The following is a 16,691-nucleotide window of genomic DNA, read 5'->3' on the forward strand; positions in this document are numbered from 1 at the left end:
CGGCTCCACGACTCGCAGTAGGCGCCGAAGATGTCGCTCAGGCCCTCGTTGAGGGCGCCGGACTCGTTGGAGTAGGTGAGGTTGGACTCGGAGCTGGTCACCGCGTGCGTCAGCTCGTGCACCGTCACGTCCAGCGACTTGCCCAGCGGCGCGGACTGCACGCCATCGCTGTCGCCGTACACCATCTGGGTGCCGTTCCAGAAGGCGTTGGTGTAGTTGCTGCTGTAGTGCACCGTGCTGCGCAGCTGCGCGCCCGTGCCGTTGTACGAGTCACGGCCGAAGTTCACCGAGTAGCAGTCGTAGGTGGTGCCCAGGTGGTTGTAGTTGTCGTCCACGTGGGTGTCACCGGTGGCCGCGCCCCCCTCGGAGCGGCGCAGGGTGCCGGGCAGGCTGGTGCCGTTGTTGGCCGAGTACACCGCGCGGTTCTTCGCCGCGTGGATGTCCGAGGCCACCATCTCCACGCCGCCGGTCAGCGCGTTCACGAACACGTGATCGCGGATGGGCAGGTCCCGGCCCTCGCCCGTCACCACCACCTCGTACACCAGCTTCAGGCGGTTGTCCTTCTCGGAGCGGACGTACATGAGGCTGGCATCGCCCTCGGTGGCGATGTGGCGGCCCACGGTGTTGTCCAGGGCGGCGGCCTTGGCGGCCTCGGCCGAGACGCGGGCCTTGGCCGGGACGATCTCGCCGTCACGCGCCGAGCCGTTGGCCATGAAGATCTTGCCGCTCGGGTCCTTGTGGATGATGAGCTCGCCACCGAACACCGGCAGGCCGTTCTTGGTCTGGCCATAGCGGATGTGCGTGTTGCCCTGCTCATCCACGGTGGTGCGCTTCATCACCAGGTCAGCGGCGTCGAGGCGGAAGGCCGCGGCGATGCCCTGCAGGCCATTGGCATTGTCCAGGTTGCCCTTGAGCATGAAGGGAACGCCGTCCTCGTTGGCGCCGGCGATCTGGGCGGAGGGCAGCGCGGCGAGCGCGGCCCGCACGTCACCGAGCGAGTCGGCGGTCACATCGGACTTCGGAGCGCCATCGGGCAGCTGCGAGTTGTCGGCCTCGCAGGCAGCGAGGGGAAGGGCGAGCAGCGCGGCGGCAAGGAAGCGAGTGCGAAACACAGGGGTTTCCTCCTGTTCAACGGCGGGGTGCCGTCGGACGGAGGAGCTATGAGCAGGAACCGGGCCAACCTATCAATCGTGGAAATACCAGCCTTTACACATCACCCAGCTCAGCCAGTGGAGCGCGGATGTCACCCTCAACGCGTTCCGCTCTGCATCAGGTGTTTACACTTCTCGATGAAAGTCTCCTGATTCCAATGACTTTCATCCCCCCCACAGGAGGCGTCCTGATTTCAGACAGAGGTGTCCTGACTCAAGACACCCAATAGTTTGCCCTGAAATTGTTTGTCCTGCAAGCGAAAAGACGGCGATCGAACGAGCCCTCGACACAGGGCCGTCACGTTTCCGTCTCCCCCCACGCCCCCCATCTTTGGAAGTGGATCGTCCGGGAGGTGACGCCATGGGGAAGAAGGGCCTGCTGAGCGCGAGGGATTTCAGCTCGCTGTCGATCAAGGATCTGCTGGAGGCGCGCGAGGCGTACCACGTCCACCTGGCGCACCTGGATTCGGTGGTGGCGACGGCCATCGGGCGCTACCGGATCCGCCGGGGAGATCCCGACGCGGAGAGTCCGGGTGCCCCCGCCCCGAGCAGGAGCACGGAGCCCCGGACGCTGTCCAACACGGTCGTGCGGCACTGGTCCTGGCCGTGCGTGCTGGTGTTCGTGGAGGAGTGGATGACGCCGGAGCAGCTCGCCCATCTGCCCGAGCAGATGGTCCCCCCGCTGCTCTACCTGCCGGACGGCCGGGTGGTGCCCACCTGCGTCATCCTCGCCGAGCGCCAGCAGCGGGAGCCCGCGCCCTTGCGGACGCTCGCCTTCACCTCGGGGCTGGTGGGCGGCGGCTACCCGGCGCTCACGGACGTGCAGGGACGCCAGCACCTGGGGACGTTCGGATGCCTGGTCACGGATGGAGACTCCATCCATGCGCTCACCAACCGGCACGTGGTGGGAGAGCCGGGCCGCGAGGTCCATACCCTCATCCAGGGCCAGCGCCGCCGCGTGGGCGTCAGCCACGAGCGCCAGGTGGGCAAGCGCCCCTTCTCGCAGGTGTACCCGGGCTGGCCCGGGAGCCGGACGTACTCCAACCTCGACGCGGGACTGGTGCGGCTGGATGACGTGAGCGGATGGACGGCCCAGGTGTTCGGCATGGGCGAGCTCGGTCCCCTGGTGGACCTCAACGGCGACACCCTCTCGTTGGATCTCATCGGCTGCTTCGTGCGCGCCTTCGGCGGCGCCTCGGGTCCGCTCGAGGGGGAGATCCACGCGCTCTTCTACCGCTACCGCTCGCTGGGAGGCTTCGACTACGTGGCGGACCTGATGATCGGCCCCCGCCAGGGCCGGGGACCCCTGCCCACGCGGCCCGGCGACTCGGGCACCCTCTGGTTCTTCGAGCCCAGACACGCTCCGGACGAGCGGGCCGCACTGCCCACCGGCGCCCGGGCCCGGCAATGGCGGCCCATCGCCCTGCAGTGGGGAGGGCACCGGCTGATGACGCCGGGCGGCGGAGAGACCTATGCCTTCGCGCTCGCCACCAGCCTGAGCTCCATCTGCCGCGCGTTGGACGTGGAGCTGGTGCGCGACTGGGACATCGGGCTGAGCGAGTACTGGGGAAAGGTGGGCCACTACAAGGTGGGCATCACGGCCTGCGGGCTCGTGTCCAACCGCCGGCTCGCGCACCTGATGACCGCCAACGCGGATCGCATCTCGGTGGGAGACGAGGCCATCGCCCAGGGCGAGCTGCCCGGCGCCGGCACCACGCACTTCGTCGCGCTCGCGGACGTGGCGGATCTGGTGTGGCGCACCACGCGCAAGCGCGACGCCATCAACCACTTCGCCGACATGGATCAACCGGGCCAGGGCCGTTTCGCGGGGAAGACATTGCTCGAGCTGTGGCGGACGGATCCCTCCACCCGCTCGCCCGCCGTCTGGCGCGAGTTCTACGAGAGCATCGGCGTCAAACAGAACTCCGGGCATGGCGCGCTGCCGTTCCGGGTGTGGCAGATCCACGAAGCGATGGTGGGCTTCGCCCAGCGGCAGCAGGTGGCCGAGTTCCTGTGCGCCGCCGGTCTCCTCGCCCATTACGTGGGGGATGCCTGCCAGCCCCTCCACGTCTCGTTCCTGCACCACGGCCGGCCCGATCATGCCGATGAGCAGGACGTCCACGCCGTCTACGAGACGAAGATGTTGGATCTGCGGGCGGCCGAGCTGATCTCCGGAGTGAACACCCGCGTGAAGGGCGTGCACGTCACGGACACGATCCGGGGCGGAGCCGCGGCGGCGGATGCCGTCGTGAAGCTCATGCAGGCCACGTTCGACACCCTGCCCCCCCTGGAGGTGGTCGAGGCCTACAACGCCCAGACCGGACGCCAGCGGATTCCGCACATGTGGGAAGTGCTCGGGGAGCGCACGTGCGATTGCATGGCCCGGGGCGCGCTGTGCCTCGCCATGCTCTGGGAGAGTGCGTGGCGGGAGGGTGGCGGCACGAAGATCCCGGCCCACCTGCTCGGCCCCGTGGAGCCCCAGACCCTGCGGGTCCTCTACAGCGACCCGACCTTCCTGCCGTCGAACTGGCTCCGGGATCTGGTGTTCCAGAACGAGGCGCCCCCGCCCCGGACGACCCGCCGCGAGCGGACCCCGACCCGGGGCGGAACACGCGGCGGAGGGGCCCGGAAGGTGGCCCGTCACACGACGCGGCGGTGACTCAGCCGATCTCCAGTCCGGCCAGCAGGGACTGGAGGGTCTCCACGTTGGCGCGCAGCTCGGCGCCGGCGAGCTGGGACAGCTGCGTCTTGCGCGCCTTGCGCAGGAAGGCATCCAGCCGCGGCTCCCGCCCGTAGAGGGACTGGGCACTGGCGGCCGCCTCGGCCAGGGCCCGCGCGGCACCTGGAGGATCCGTGTTCAGCAACCCCATGGACCGCTCCAGCCGCACCCCACAACCGGCCCAGACCTCGCGGTCATGGGCGATGAGGAGCTGCCGCTGGTTCACGTGGCTGAGCGAGCGCACGATGGTGTCCAGCTCCTCCACCACGGACAACACCTCCTGCTTGCTGGGGTTGTCCTGGATGGCCATGCGCCCGGCCCGGACGCGCAGCTCGATGATGTGCCGCTTGTCCTGCGCGCGCAGGTGCCTGTACGCGGCGGTGCGGCCGAAGGCGTCCAGCTCCGTCTGCAGCTGCTGGGCGTTCCACTGCACGTCCTCGGGCTCGGCCTCGCGCACCTTGGTGAGCCGCGCCGAGACGATGCGCGACAAATCCGCCACGATGGCCCGCACCATCACCGCCGCCTTCACCTCCGCCTCGTGGCCGGGCACCACCTGCTGCCGCGTCACCGGCCCGAAGGCACTGGCGGACTCGAAGACGAGGTTGCCCATCTGCTCGCGGAAGCGCTCGCGCAGGCGCTGGATCTCCGCCAGCAGCGTCCACCGGTCCGACACCACCGAGGGGTTGCGCATCGTCTCGCCCAGCTGGGTGATGCCCTGGGCCAGCTGCTGCATCCACCCCAGGAGCAGCTCGGAGGCGTCCTTGGTCCGCCGCGCCTCCACGGTGGCCGCCAGCGGCGCCCCGGAGCCCGCGCCTCCCGTGGGTCTGGACGCGAACTGTTCGCGCACCACGTTGAGCAGGAGGTTCACGTCCATCACCGTGTCGCGGATGACGGGGGCCATCTCCTCCCACAGCGACAGGTCCGGGCTGTCCTCCACATGGGCCGTCTCGTACTTCAGCAGGTCCAGGTCGCTCAGCCGGGTGATGGCCTGTCCCGCCGCGGCGTACACCAGGCGCAAGCGCTCGGCGAAGGCGCGATCGGACAGGGACTGGAGCAGCTCTTCGAGCTTGGGAGGCAGTGCGAGCGGAGGGGTATCGGCGGCCACGGCGTACCCACTCTATCGGTTCCCATGCGCCCCGTCGCGGACTTCGGCTCCCGGAGCGTGTGGATCCGGGCATTTCCCTTGCGAGGGTCGCACGCCCTCCTAGACTGCCCGGATGGCGAAGCACCGCGTGTACCTCATTCCCGGCTTCTTCGGTTTCACCCATATGGGAGAGAAGCCAGCCGAGCGGATCGTCTACTTCGGGCATGTCCGCGATGTGCTCCTGGAGGGCTTCCGCAAGCGCGGCCACACCGCCGAGGTGGAGTCCGTGACGGGGCACCCCACGGCCAGCCTCGAGGTCCGGGCCCGGCTCATCCTCCGGACGCTCGAGGAGACGGCCTCGGGAGATGACGCGGCCATCCACCTGATCGGGCACTCCACCGGAGGCGTGGACGCGCGGGGCCTGGTGTCCACCTGGATTCCCAAGCGAGCCCCCCACCTGATGGAGCGCGTGCGCTCGGTGGTGTGCGTGGCCACGCCGCACCACGGCGCGCCCATGGCCAGCTTCTTCCAGCAGGATCGCCGGGGCGAGATGCTCCTGCGGCTGCTGTGGCTCTTCACCGTGTTCGCCCTGCGGCGAGGCCCTCGGCCGATGATGTTCCTGGCCTTCCGCCTGTTCTACGCGCTCAGCGAGAAGGGCCATCAGCTCGGCTTCCAGGCCACGCTGCTGGATCAGATCACCCGGTTGATGGCCCACCTCTCGCCCACCGAGCAGGCCACGCTCGAGGAGTTCCTGGAGCAGGTGGGGAAGGATCAATCCATCATCGGGGATCTCACCCCCGAGAAGATGGTGGGCTTCAACCAGGCCAACCCGGACCGGCCGGGCGTGCGCTACGGCTCGGTCATCACCGGCGCGCCGCCTCCGAGCTTCCTGGGCATGCTCCGGGCCATCACCGGCAAGCAGGACCCGGGCATGGGGGACCTGGTGTCGTTCCGGATGCTGGATCCCCAGCCCGAGGTCATGTACGGCGCCTACTCCTTCCTCTACAAGAAGAGCGGGCCGGACGCGCGGGCACTGCGGACGCCCGAGCCCTCCCCCACCCACGACCGGCTGCTGCGAGACGTCTTCGGCGAGGAGTACCGGCAGCGGAGCGATGGCGTGGTCCCCACGCGCACCCAGCTGTGGGGCGAGCTCATCACCGCCGTCTCCGCCGACCACCTGGACGTGCTGGGCCACTTCGACGAGCCCCCCGAGCACGTGGGCTGGCTCAAATCCGGCTCGCACTTCCGGGCGCCCCAGCTCAACGGGCTGTGGGACCGGGTGCTCGACTTCATGGTGGACGGAAGCCAGGTGGGCCCATGATCCAGGTCGTCGTGTCGAATGGAGGCAAGACCCTCATCGGGGGAGAGGATCTGCTCGAGCTGCCCGGCCCCAAGTGGATCGACGTCCTCCACCCCACGGAGGAGGAGATGAAGCGGCTCGGGGACCGCTACGGGCTGCACAAGCTGGCCATCGAGGACTGCCTCCACGTGGACCAGCGGCCCAAGCTGGAGGAGTACCCGAACCACCAGTTCATCGTGCTGCAGGGCTTCACCGCCAGCCGGGAGAACGTGTGCGAGCTGACGCTGCACGAGCACCACTTCTTCCTGGGGCCGGACTGGCTCATCAGCGTCCACGAGCTGCCCTTCGACGGGCTGGAGCAGGTGCGGCAGCGCGTGCACGACGAGCCCCAGGCGACGATGGAGCGCGGGGTGGACTTCATGCTGTACCTGCTGGCGGACGCGCTGGTGGACCGCAACTTCCCCGTGCTGGACGAGTTCAACGAGGAGCTGGAGGACCTGGAGTCGGCGGTCTTCGAGAACCCCCAGCCGGAGCAGCTCCAGCGCATCTTCGAGCTGAAGCGGGCGTTGGTGACGCTGCGGCGGGTGTTGTCGCCCCAGCGGGACGTGCTGGGCTTCCTGGCCCGGAGGGGCATCCCCAACGTCCAGGAGCGCGCGGCGCTGTACTTCCGCGACGTGTATGACCACCTGGTGCGGCTGTACGAGCAGATCGACGCGGGACGCGATCTCGTGGGCAACGTGATGGACGGCTACCTGTCCATGATGGCCAACCGGACGAGTGAGATCAGCAAGCAGCTCACCATCATCGCGACCATCTTCCTGCCGCTGTCGTTCATCACGGGCTTCTTCGGACAGAACTTCGACATCCTGTCCCAGCGGGAGTTCTTCTGGGTGATGCTCGTGTCCGTCTTCGGCCTGCCCGTCGCCCTGGTGTTCTGGTTCAGGCGCAACCGGTGGCTCTGACGTCCCTGGAGGACCCCATGCCCCACATCACCGTCGACGGCGTTCCCCTGCACTACCGCGACGAAGGTCACGGACTGCCCGTGCTGCTGTTGCACGCCTTCCCGCTGAATGGGGAGGCATATGAGAAGCAATGGAAGGCCTTGTCGGGGCGCTACCGCTTCATCATCCCGGACATCCGGGGCTTCGGGCGGAGCGGGCTCGGCGAGGGCCCCACGGAGATGGCCCGTATCGCCCAGGACGCGCTGGCGCTGCTGGACGCGCTGAAGGTGGACTCGGCCGTGGTGGGCGGAGTGTCCATGGGCGGCTACGCCAGCATGGCGCTGCTGCGCGAGGACGCGGGGCGCGTGCGGGGACTCGTGCTGGTGGACACGCAGGCCACGGCGGATGACGAGGCGGGACGCGCACGACGGGAGGCCTCGGCCCAGGAGGCCCTGCGCGAGGGGCCCGAGGCCGTGGTGCGGGCGCTGCTGCCCAAGGTGGTGGCCGCGCCGGACTCGGAGGCGGGACGCGAGGTGGCGGCGATGATGCGGACGGCCACACCGGCGGGCCTCGCGGCGGCGCAGCGGGGCATGGCGCTGCGGCCGGACAGCAAGGACATGCTCGCGCGCTACGCCGGGCCCGCGCTGGTGGTGGTGGGCGAGAAGGATCCGGTGACGCCCCTGGAGAAGGCGAAGCAGATGGCGGACCTCATCACCGGGGCGCGCCTGGAGGTGATTCCAGACGCGGCCCACCTGCCCAACCAGGAGCAGCCGGACAGGTTCAACGCGGTGCTCGACCGCTTCCTGTCCGGGCTGTAGCGCTCAGACCGAGAACAGGAACCCCGCCGAGCGCGCGGGCTTGCGCACCCGAAGGATGTGGCTCTGCTCCACGGCCAGCCCGCTCATCGCCAACGGGCGCGGGATGGAGAGCACGCCCGGGTCGTCGTCACGCGTGAAGACGAACTTCCCGCCCTCGTCCTTCGCGGTGCAGCCCACGTCGATGTACAGGTGGCGCTGGATCTCGTCCGGGTCGGTCGTGTCCCAGTTGAACCGGGCGATGTCGTCCACCGTGAGCCCGTACTGCTCGGCGAGGCCCTCCAGCGTCTCGCCATCGGCGACCCGGTGCTCGACCACCCGCGCCACGAAGCGCCCCGAGGGGCCCTTCCGCTTGCGGCTCCGGCCCGCCGGCTGCTTGGACGCCAGGATTCCCGCCTTCACGAAGGTCAGCGTCTCCTTCAGCGTCGCCCCATCGAGCGGCGCGTCCACCTGGGCGTAACCGGGCGGAACGCCCGACAGCTCGATGCGGCCCGAGGAATCCGTCGTGGCCTGCTTCTGGGTGCCATCGGGGAGCCCGATGCTCAGCTTCAGACCGGAGATCGGCTCGTCCGAGACATCGTCGACGACCTGCAGCCGCAGCCACTGCGTCTCCTCGACGACGTCCTCGAGCGTCAGTTCCTCCGGCTTGTGGCGCAGGAACCGCCCGGTGGGCTCCGGGGCCCGAGGCACGCGCACGAGCCGCAGGCTCCCGAGCAACACCAGCGAGGCCACCTGCCGCACGAGCTGCTCCGTGGAGCGCGGTCCGAACTCCGCCGCCGAGCCGTGGCCCTGAGCCACCTCGCGCAACGTCTGCAGGTTGAAGAAGTCCTGCGCCAGCGCGCGCAGCCGACCCTCCAGTTGTGCCGCTCCCCCTGTTGCCACGAGCTCGTGCCCCGAAGGCAGCGGCTCGTGGAACCCGAGAAGGGCATACTCGCCGAGCCCGTCTCGCAGCCGGTTCCGTTGGAACATATGACCGGAAAGCTGACCACACGCCGCGACGGAGCGTCAAACCCCACCTCGGGACCTGGTGACTCCAGTCACCAGTGGTGACAGCAGTCACCAGGCGGCGGTCACCCCCCGTGCCCAACGAGTGCCTCCATCCCCCTGAAATCACGTGGCCGGGACGTTGGCACGGAAGGCGCAATAGGGAGTCTCGCGAGCGGTTCACATCCCTTCCAGAACGAGACCCCCCATGAAGAGCTTCAAGATCAGCGGCCCCAAGAGCTTCTCCCCTCCCCGCGCACCGCAGGCCGATGCTCCGCGGCCGAGCACGCCAACGGCCCCGGCCTCCAAGCCGGGCGCGTCCCAGGATGGATTCGACACGGTGGGCTCCAGGATCAGCTCGTCGGTCCGCGGGCTGTTCGGCCCGTCGCAGGCCGACTCGTTCGCCGCCAACCCCGCGAAGTTCTCGGGGCAGAACATCCTGAACGGGTACAAGCTGTTCCCCGAGGGGAAGCCTCCGCAGGGCGTGGCGCTCCCGACGCCCAACAAGCCGTTCGTGCCGGCCCACCAGTCCACCGCGACCCTGAACGTCCAGCAGCAGCATGGCAACGCGAACCTCTCGCTGTCCTCCCCCGGCGGAAACGGGCCGCAGGTGAACTACCTGCACTACCTCTCGTCGGGACAGGGCACGCAGAGCCAGGGCTCGTTCGCGGGCATCTCCGACGTGCCCCTCCGCCCCGGCCACGGGCAGCCGGACATGATCGTGACGGGGCCCCTCAATGGCTGTGCCGTGCACGCCCTGCACAACCCGGCCAATGACACCCTGTCCTTCGTCCACCAGGCGGACTTCACGAAGCACGGCTCCCAGACGGGCAAGCAGCAGCTGGACAACTTCCTGAAGCAGAACAACCTCCAGCTGGTACAGAGCCTCACGCCGAACGACTACTCGCACCCCACGGGCAAGCACGGAATCGAGACGGGCGCCACGGCGTTCGCCCACTACGACAAGGCCTCGGAGAAGTGGAACCTGGTGGCCCAGCTCAACGACTGGAAGAACGGCGGCGCCCCGGGAGGGCGTCCCGAGCTGCAGCGTCCCCCCGCCGGGCTGGGACAGCAGTTGACCAACCCCGTCGATCTCCAGAATCCGCTGTCGCTCGACGACCTGCGGTGACGCGGAAGCATTGCCTGACAGGCTACAGGCGAGGGCCACATCCGCCCCCGCTCGTAGCCCGCCAGGCAACACGCACGGCCTCCCGCCTGGATTTCCGGCCACTTACTGTCAATGAATGACACATCCACCCGGCCATTCCCTGTCATTCGTAGCCACAGGAACAACAAACTATACGGATTAATCCTTCTTTCAGAGCACATCTGTTCTTGATATGAATTGAGCCGTTCTCACGAACCTGGGGGCACCTATGAGAAACGGCAAGGACATGAAGAAGCGCTTTGGAACACTGGCGGGGAGCCTGCTGCTGGGCAGCCTGATGGCGGGGTGCGGTGCGGAACCGGCTCCGGAGCAGGTCGCGGGACAGGTGCGGCAATCGGCGGAGGCGCCGGCTCCGAGCGCCCCCGTGCTGGAGAACCTGGAGTTCATCCCGTCCCAGACTCCCTCGGCCTTCACTCCCGGCCTCTTGAGGGCGCGGCTGGCCCAGGGTGAGCAGGCCACCCAGATCGATCTCACGGGCGACGATGGCAAGCCGCTGGCGCTGCGCGACGACGGCCTCAATGGCGACGAGAAGGCCGGAGACGGCCTCTTCTCCGGCTTCGGTGTCGTGGACCTCGACGAGCACCGCAAGACGCAGGAGCGCATCGCCACCTTCCAGAAGGAGACGACCGAGCCGCTCACCGTCGCCACGTTCGATGACCGCGTGCTGGTGCGCGAGAGCCCGCTCTCCCCGCTGCCGGCGGACATCTTCGCGCCGGGCCGGATCATCCCCCTGCCCATCACGGGCATCGCCCGGGCCGTCAATCCCAGCAAGTCCCTCATCATCACCCACCCCTCCGTGGTCGGAGATCCCACCCGCACCTGGGATCCCTGCACCGGCACCGGCAACCCGAATGGCGTGTGGACGTTCAAGCACCTGATGACGGAGATGGCCAACACCACGGCCCCCGCCCCGTTCTTCACCGAGCGCTGGCTGCAGCAGTGGTTGGCCAACCAGACGGTGAACGGGCGGACCGTGCCGGCGCGCGGGGCCATGGCCACGCAGATCCTCAACGCCTGGCCTCGCCTGAGCACGGGGGAGCTGGACCTGAACCGCTCGCCCTTCAAGCTGGTGGCCATCGTCAACCGGGCGGATCTGGGCCGCGGCAACGGGGGCCCGTACGGCACCAGCGGCGCGGGCGAGCTGCGCTTCGTCTTCTCGGTGATGACCTCGCAGACCTGCCTGCGCCCCTACAACGGCTTCCTGGTCATCTTCGAGTACGGCGTGCCCAAGCCCCAGTGCGCGCAGGTGAAGTCGTGGGCCCAGTCGTGGATGGCCCTGTCCAACCCGCTGCTGGCCCTGGGCAGCTCCGCCTACAACACGCAGCTGCAGAGCCTCACCCAGCAGGTGGTGCTGCGCAACGCGGCGCCGAACAAGCCCAACGGCAGCGCCATCAACCAGGTGCGCACCAACGAGATCATGCTCAGCAGCCCGTGGTGGGAGATGCGGGAGTTCCGCCTCTTCTCCACGGCGGCCAACCCGCGCAACTTCACCGTCTCCTCTCCGGCGCCAGGCCACCTGGTCGAGCACGTCACCGTGCGCACGCCCTTCGACATGTTCAACAACTCCGCCACGCTCACCAACTTCCTGACGGCCAACAACGCGGCCATCCTCGCCGGCACCCATGACGTGCCGCTGGACTTCGGCGCCACGCTCAACTTCCTGGGAGCCTTCCCGCAGATGCCCACCCCCAGCTTCATCTGGAACGCGCCCAACCTGAGCACGGTGCCCAACGGCTTCACCGCGCGTCACAAGTTCTCGCTCAATACCTGCACCGGCTGCCACGCGGGCGAGACGGCCACCCAGTTCACGCACGTGGGCGTCACCGGCGGCCTCTCGCCCTTCCTGGCCACGGGCATGACCAACATGAACACGCCCTACAACGTCACGGACCCGGTGAGCGGCCAGGTGCGCAGCTTCTTCGAGATCCGTGAGCGCGCCCAGCACCTGGACAGCGCCGCCAACCAGTCGTGCGTGATCCGCCGCTTCGACCGGCCGGTGTTCTTCCCGCACTGATTCACCTTCCGCGGAGCCGGCCTGGACCTCCGGGCCGGCTCCCTGGACGGCCCGGGACTCAGCCCCCCGAGGCGGCCCGCGCGTTGTCGATCATCTCCTGCGTGGGCCAGTACACGCGCATCCCGGTGCCCCGGTCCCCCCCGTCCACCCTGGGGGCCGTGTCATAGGTCACCAGGCCGCTGTTCTCGACCCCGGGGTTCTCGGGGAACTCCGAGTGGAGCTGGCCCTCGGCATCGACGGAGAAGGAGATCTCCCGCGCCTGATCGCCGGTGCGGTAGCCCGGATCCAGGGCGGTGTAGCTGACGCTGCCATCCGGATTCTCGGTGCGCCCGGTGAGGGTGACGAAGTGCATCGAGCCGGGGTTGTCCTCCGTGCGGCCCACCCGGACCTCGAGCGTCACGGTGAGGCCCGCGGCCAGCGCCTCGTCGATGAGGCCGGTGTCCATGACGTTCTGGCGGACCTCCAGCGGCACGGCGCCCGCGTTGGCCTGCTCGGTGGTGGCCAGGCCGCTGTACTCGTTGTACCCGTTGGCCTGATCCACCCGGGCATCCAGGTCCGCGGGCGTCACGGGCGGGTAGCCATAGGCCTGGAGCGTGTTGGACATGGACATCGCCGAGGACGTGATGAGGCAGCCCACCGCGCCGATGTCGTTGGCGTACATGGGGGTGCCATCGGCGTTGAACCGGGGGCTCACATTGCCCTGCTCGTCCGTCTGCGTCAGCTGCGCCTGGTTGTTGTTGAGCGGCAGGTTGGCCCACCGCGAGTCCCCCTGGAGGTAGGGAGGCGTGCGCGCGCCGACGTGCTCCGGCGTGGGGAGCCCGTCCTTGGTGAGGGTGGGCACCGTGGAGACGGAGCCGTCCGGGTTCAGCCTGCCAGGCAGGGGCTGCTGGCCCTCGGGGAGGGGGTTGAGCAGGCCCGCGTTGATGAAGCCCGCCCGCGGCTCCTCCCCCGGGAGCTGAAGGGTGACGGGCACCCACTGATCGCCGAGGCCCTCGACCCTTTCTCCCGTCTGGGCGGGGCCGGTGACGAGCACCTGCGTGCCCGAGGGCAGGGCCGTGGGGGTGAGCTTCTCGGAACCCGTCGTCGTCTCCGCGCGCACGTTGGCCGAGGCGCTCGTGGTCATCACCACGCCCGTGGTCGCGGGGAGCTGGGGGACGAGGGACCGGGCCACCCCCACCATGGCCCCCACCACCGCGGAGGGCACGTTGCCGCCGCTCAGATCCATCAGCGGCTTCTGGAAGCGATCGAAGGTATCCACCGCCGCCTGGGCGGTGTTGCGCACCTGCGGGTTCTCGACCCTCGGCAGGTTCTTCTCCACCACGTTGCGAGCCACTTGCGCGATCTGGAACAGGGCACGGCCAATGGGGTTCGTCATGACGGCCTCCTGTCATCACGATTCCATGACCTGCGTTGCAGAAGCAAACGGGTGTCAGCGCAGGGCCGCTGCAGCCCCTTTCGGGGACTCGTCCACAGCAGCAGGCGATACGCCTCAGACCTCGACGAACTTCGTCCCGGCAATACCCGCCTGCTCCATGAGCTGCTTGATCCGCTCGGAGACGATGAGCGTTCCCCTCCAGCCCCAGGGGCGCAGGACGTGGGTGTCCCCCACCTTCGCCGGGTCGACTTTCAGTCCGACGACATTGCGGTACTGGCCCACTTTCTTGGGATCTCCATGCCTGGGTTCCCAGAATCGGACCTCCTCGCACCGCTCATCGTCGATGCACCGGATGAGCCGCAATGCGTTGAGGATGAAGTAAGGCTCCGGACGCCCCTCCACCTGCGCTGGGATGAACTGCACCTCTTGTTGGAGGCCCAGAGGCTCGAGAAGCGAGACCACGCGCTGAGCGACCACGGGCGTACCCATCGCGGTCAGGCTGAACTCGAGCGCCTGTCCGGGGTGGGTGATGTCGAGAACGGGTCTTCCCTCCAGGACGAGAGGGGTTCCCCGCGTGAACTGCCAGAGATCCTGCTGGCGGCCCTGATGATCGAGGCCGGTCTGCTCCAAGACCCAACGGCCAGGAAAGCTCATGTCGTCCCGCAGCTCGAAGTATCTGTTTCGAGATTTCATCACGTCTTCGTGGCGAGCTTGTTGAGCTTCGACCCGGGTGTACAGACATCACCTGCAATCTCATCCAGGGCATTCAGGAATTTGCGTTGGCACTCCCGCTGGTCCTGACAATCCATGAGCGCCGCCTGGAGCCGCTTGAAGACCTCCACATGATAATCCTCGGGGTGCGGACCTTTGTGGCCCTGGAGATAGACGATGTTCGCGGGATCGTCGAGGCTCATCCCGACCTGATCGAAGAGCTTCTTGAACCGTGGGGTCCAGGGGCCTCCCCTGGCATCCAATATGTCATTCTTATCTGTGGCGAGGTGATGTGCCTGGTTGTCGTCCTTCTTGGACTCGGCGCAGGCCCCGCTCGTGCGGGCATTCAGGGCCGAACTGGCCGCTGCGGCCGCCGTGTTCGCCGTGACGCTCATGAGCGTGACGGTCCCATTGGCCACGGAGACCTGTGCGCTGGAACCGGGGCTGAAGGAGAGCCGCCCGCGCGCGGGTCCGCCGAGGGAATAGCGAGGCGTCGAGAGCAGTCCCCCCATGCCTCCCTTGGGCACCTCCGGAAGCGCTTTCGCCAGCTTTGCTCCCGCCATGGTCACCAGCACCCTCAATCCGACTCCGCTCATGCTCCTCGCGAAGTGCCGGGCGGCTTCCTCCAACTCCGGGATGCTCCGAGCGGCTTCCGCCTCACGGTACAGTTGCAGACAGGCCCTGCCCACATTGACGACCTCCGCGATGGTATAGGTCATCAGCAAGGTCACCGTGACTGCCGCCGCGAATGCCTTGGAGAACAGCGGCTCGGGTGCTGCCCATGCAAGACCGTACAGCATGAGGGAGAAGCCCACGGAGAGGCTGAACGTGGGCGAGGAGAACAACTCCACAGCTGCGTCGTGCACGCCCTCCCCCATGTACCGCGGCGATAGCTTGAGAGCCTGAAACCATCTGGCGCTCTCGAGGTTGTCCGGTAACGGGAAGCCTTGCATGGGCGACCCGTAGAACTTCAGGTACTCCGCACGCACACGCCTTTCCAGGCCCATCAGTTCCGAACCCGTGAGGGCCGTGACCGGCAGGCCCGTTGCCACCGTGCCCAGGGACCACGTCGCGAGGGTCGAGGGTTTTCGCCTCGGCTTCGGGGCATCGAACTCCTTCTCCAGGCTCACCACCAGCGCCCGTGCCTCTTCCACGGTCAGCGTCACCAACTTCGGATCTGGCCCAAGCGAAGGAAAAGAGAGTTCGAGACCAGATCGCTCGTGACGATCGTGGTACTCGCGCACCGTGACGGTCTCGAGAATGGATCTCGATGGACTCTCCATTGGGGTTGCTCGAACCAAGAACGGCACCAGCAGCAGGCACACGGCAGCGACATGACGATGCCGGTGGGCAGTGGCCAGATTTCGTGGAAACGAGTGGAATGGGTTCATTGGATACCGGGGGGGCACAGCGGCACTCTACTCGTAGGCCTCGCCGTTCCAGTGCAGCGTCTCGGACGTCACCTCTCCGCCCTCGTTAGGCATCCGCCGTGCCATTCGCCGTCCTGGCGGGTGGAGGCCGTGAGGGCTATAGGGGGGCGGCATGGAGAACCGCCCCACCCTGGTCTTCGCTGATGGTGCATGTTCCGGCAACCCCGGCCCGGGAGGCTGGGGCACCCTCATCGTCACGCCCGATGGACAGGTGACGGAGCTCGGAGGCCACGAGCCGGACACCACCAACAACCGCATGGAGCTGACGGCCGTGGGCAAGGCGCTGCGCCACCTGGAGCGCACCCCGGGGCCCCTGCACATCCACACGGACTCCACCTACGTCATCCAGGGCATCACCCGCTGGGCGTTCGGGTGGGCCCGGCGCGGGTGGAAGACGGCCGACGGCGGCGAGGTGGCCAATACCCTCTACTGGAAGCGGCTGATGGCGCTGCTCGCCCAGCGCAAGCAGGAGCACCCGGGCGAGGCCGCCGCCGTGGAGTGGAAGTACGTGCGCGGACACGTGGGCGTGCCGGGCAACGAGCGGGTGGACGAGATCGCCGTCTGCTTCTCCAAGGGCCGGAGCGTGAAGCTCTACGTGGGTCCGCTGACCGGATACGGCATCGCCGTGCACGAGCTCCCCGAGGACATGTCCCTGCCCGAGGAGAAGCCCCGCGACGGCTCCGCCAAGGCCAAGGCGTACTCCTACCTGAGCGAGGTGGGCCGCACCGTGAAGCGTCACACCACCTGGGCCGCGTGTGAGCGGCGGGTGAAGGGCGTCCCCGGCGCCCGCTTCAAGAAGACGCGCAGCGCCCAGGACGAGGCCAAGGTGCTCGAGGAGTGGGGCTTCAAGGCCCAGGACGTCCAGTCCGAGGACTGAAGGGCAGTCGATAAATCGCTCGCCAGCGGTGGAGCCAGAGGGGGCTGGATCAGGAGCCGCCGGGGGGAAGGAGCGAACCCAGCGCTCATGCGGTAGTGCGAAGCAGAGCCAGGCCGGTGTTC

At 68.1% G+C, this 16,691-nt stretch carries 13 protein-coding genes; 7 read left to right on the forward strand and 6 right to left on the reverse strand.

Features of this window, described 5'->3' with window-relative positions; all coding sequences use genetic code 11:
* The coding region (locus AC16DP_RS20320) for a M4 family metallopeptidase (protein ID WP_483956824.1) at positions 1 to 1,112 on the reverse strand (1,112 nt) is incomplete at its 3' end.
* Between the two features lie 400 nt (positions 1,113 to 1,512).
* Between AC16DP_RS20320 and AC16DP_RS20325 the strand changes: the two genes are divergently transcribed.
* On the forward strand, positions 1,513 to 3,810 hold the full coding sequence (locus AC16DP_RS20325) for a phospholipase C/P1 nuclease family protein (protein WP_329734154.1): 2,298 nt from the start codon (positions 1,513 to 1,515) through the stop codon (positions 3,808 to 3,810).
* A 1-nt stretch (position 3,811) separates the two neighbouring features.
* Here AC16DP_RS20325 and AC16DP_RS20330 read toward each other — a convergent pair whose 3' ends face one another.
* On the reverse strand, positions 3,812 to 4,975 hold the full coding sequence (locus AC16DP_RS20330) for a hypothetical protein (protein ID WP_329734155.1): 1,164 nt from the start codon (positions 4,973 to 4,975) through the stop codon (positions 3,812 to 3,814).
* A gap of 112 nt (positions 4,976 to 5,087) precedes the next feature.
* Here AC16DP_RS20330 and AC16DP_RS20335 point away from each other — a divergent pair, with 112 nt between their 5' ends.
* From AC16DP_RS20335 to AC16DP_RS20345, 3 genes are read left to right on the forward strand one after another with little or no spacing between them, the layout of a single operon-like run.
* Positions 5,088 to 6,275, forward strand: a complete 1,188-nt coding sequence (locus AC16DP_RS20335) for an esterase/lipase family protein (RefSeq protein WP_329734156.1) — start codon at positions 5,088 to 5,090, stop codon at positions 6,273 to 6,275.
* On the forward strand, positions 6,272 to 7,216 hold the full coding sequence (corA, locus tag AC16DP_RS20340; protein WP_329734157.1) for a magnesium/cobalt transporter CorA: 945 nt from the start codon (positions 6,272 to 6,274) through the stop codon (positions 7,214 to 7,216). Before AC16DP_RS20335 ends, corA begins: the two co-directional genes overlap by 4 nt.
* Positions 7,217 to 7,233: 17 nt before the next feature.
* Positions 7,234 to 8,013, forward strand: coding sequence for an alpha/beta fold hydrolase (locus tag AC16DP_RS20345; protein ID WP_329734158.1), 780 nt, complete (start codon positions 7,234 to 7,236; stop codon positions 8,011 to 8,013).
* A gap of 3 nt (positions 8,014 to 8,016) precedes the next feature.
* Here the strand turns inward: AC16DP_RS20345 and AC16DP_RS20350 are convergent, their stop codons facing one another.
* Positions 8,017 to 8,979 (reverse strand): LysM peptidoglycan-binding domain-containing protein, encoded by a 963-nt coding sequence (locus AC16DP_RS20350; RefSeq protein ID WP_329734159.1) that lies wholly within the window; start codon positions 8,977 to 8,979, stop codon positions 8,017 to 8,019.
* Positions 8,980 to 9,202: 223 nt separating this feature from the next.
* Here AC16DP_RS20350 and AC16DP_RS20355 point away from each other — a divergent pair, with 223 nt between their 5' ends.
* Together AC16DP_RS20355 and AC16DP_RS20360 are read left to right on the forward strand one after the other, a co-directional pair.
* A complete protein-coding gene (locus tag AC16DP_RS20355; protein ID WP_329734160.1) occupies positions 9,203 to 10,123 on the forward strand; it encodes a hypothetical protein in 921 nt (306 codons plus the stop codon).
* 247 nt (positions 10,124 to 10,370) lie between these two features.
* Entirely contained in the window at positions 10,371 to 12,176 is a 1,806-nt protein-coding gene (locus tag AC16DP_RS20360) for a choice-of-anchor X domain-containing protein (protein WP_329734161.1), read from the forward strand.
* A 58-nt stretch (positions 12,177 to 12,234) separates the two neighbouring features.
* Here AC16DP_RS20360 and AC16DP_RS20365 read toward each other — a convergent pair whose 3' ends face one another.
* The 3 genes from AC16DP_RS20365 to AC16DP_RS20375 form a co-directional block, all read right to left on the reverse strand.
* Complete coding sequence (locus AC16DP_RS20365) at positions 12,235 to 13,551, reverse strand: hypothetical protein (RefSeq protein ID WP_329734162.1); 1,317 nt, start codon at positions 13,549 to 13,551, stop codon at positions 12,235 to 12,237.
* A gap of 114 nt (positions 13,552 to 13,665) precedes the next feature.
* The gene (locus AC16DP_RS20370) at positions 13,666 to 14,244 is read right to left on the reverse strand and encodes an imm11 family protein (protein ID WP_329734163.1); all 579 of its coding nucleotides are present in this window, start codon (positions 14,242 to 14,244) and stop codon (positions 13,666 to 13,668) included.
* Complete coding sequence (locus AC16DP_RS20375; RefSeq protein ID WP_483956825.1) at positions 14,244 to 15,545, reverse strand: AHH domain-containing protein; 1,302 nt, start codon at positions 15,543 to 15,545, stop codon at positions 14,244 to 14,246. The genes AC16DP_RS20370 and AC16DP_RS20375 overlap by 1 nt, the downstream gene beginning before the upstream one ends.
* Before the next feature lie 259 nt (positions 15,546 to 15,804).
* Between AC16DP_RS20375 and AC16DP_RS20380 the strand changes: the two genes are divergently transcribed.
* On the forward strand, positions 15,805 to 16,569 hold the full coding sequence (locus AC16DP_RS20380; protein ID WP_329734165.1) for a ribonuclease H1 domain-containing protein: 765 nt from the start codon (positions 15,805 to 15,807) through the stop codon (positions 16,567 to 16,569).
* The last annotated feature ends 122 nt before the right edge of the window (positions 16,570 to 16,691 follow it).

It is taken from the genome of Archangium sp. (assembly GCF_057119385.1).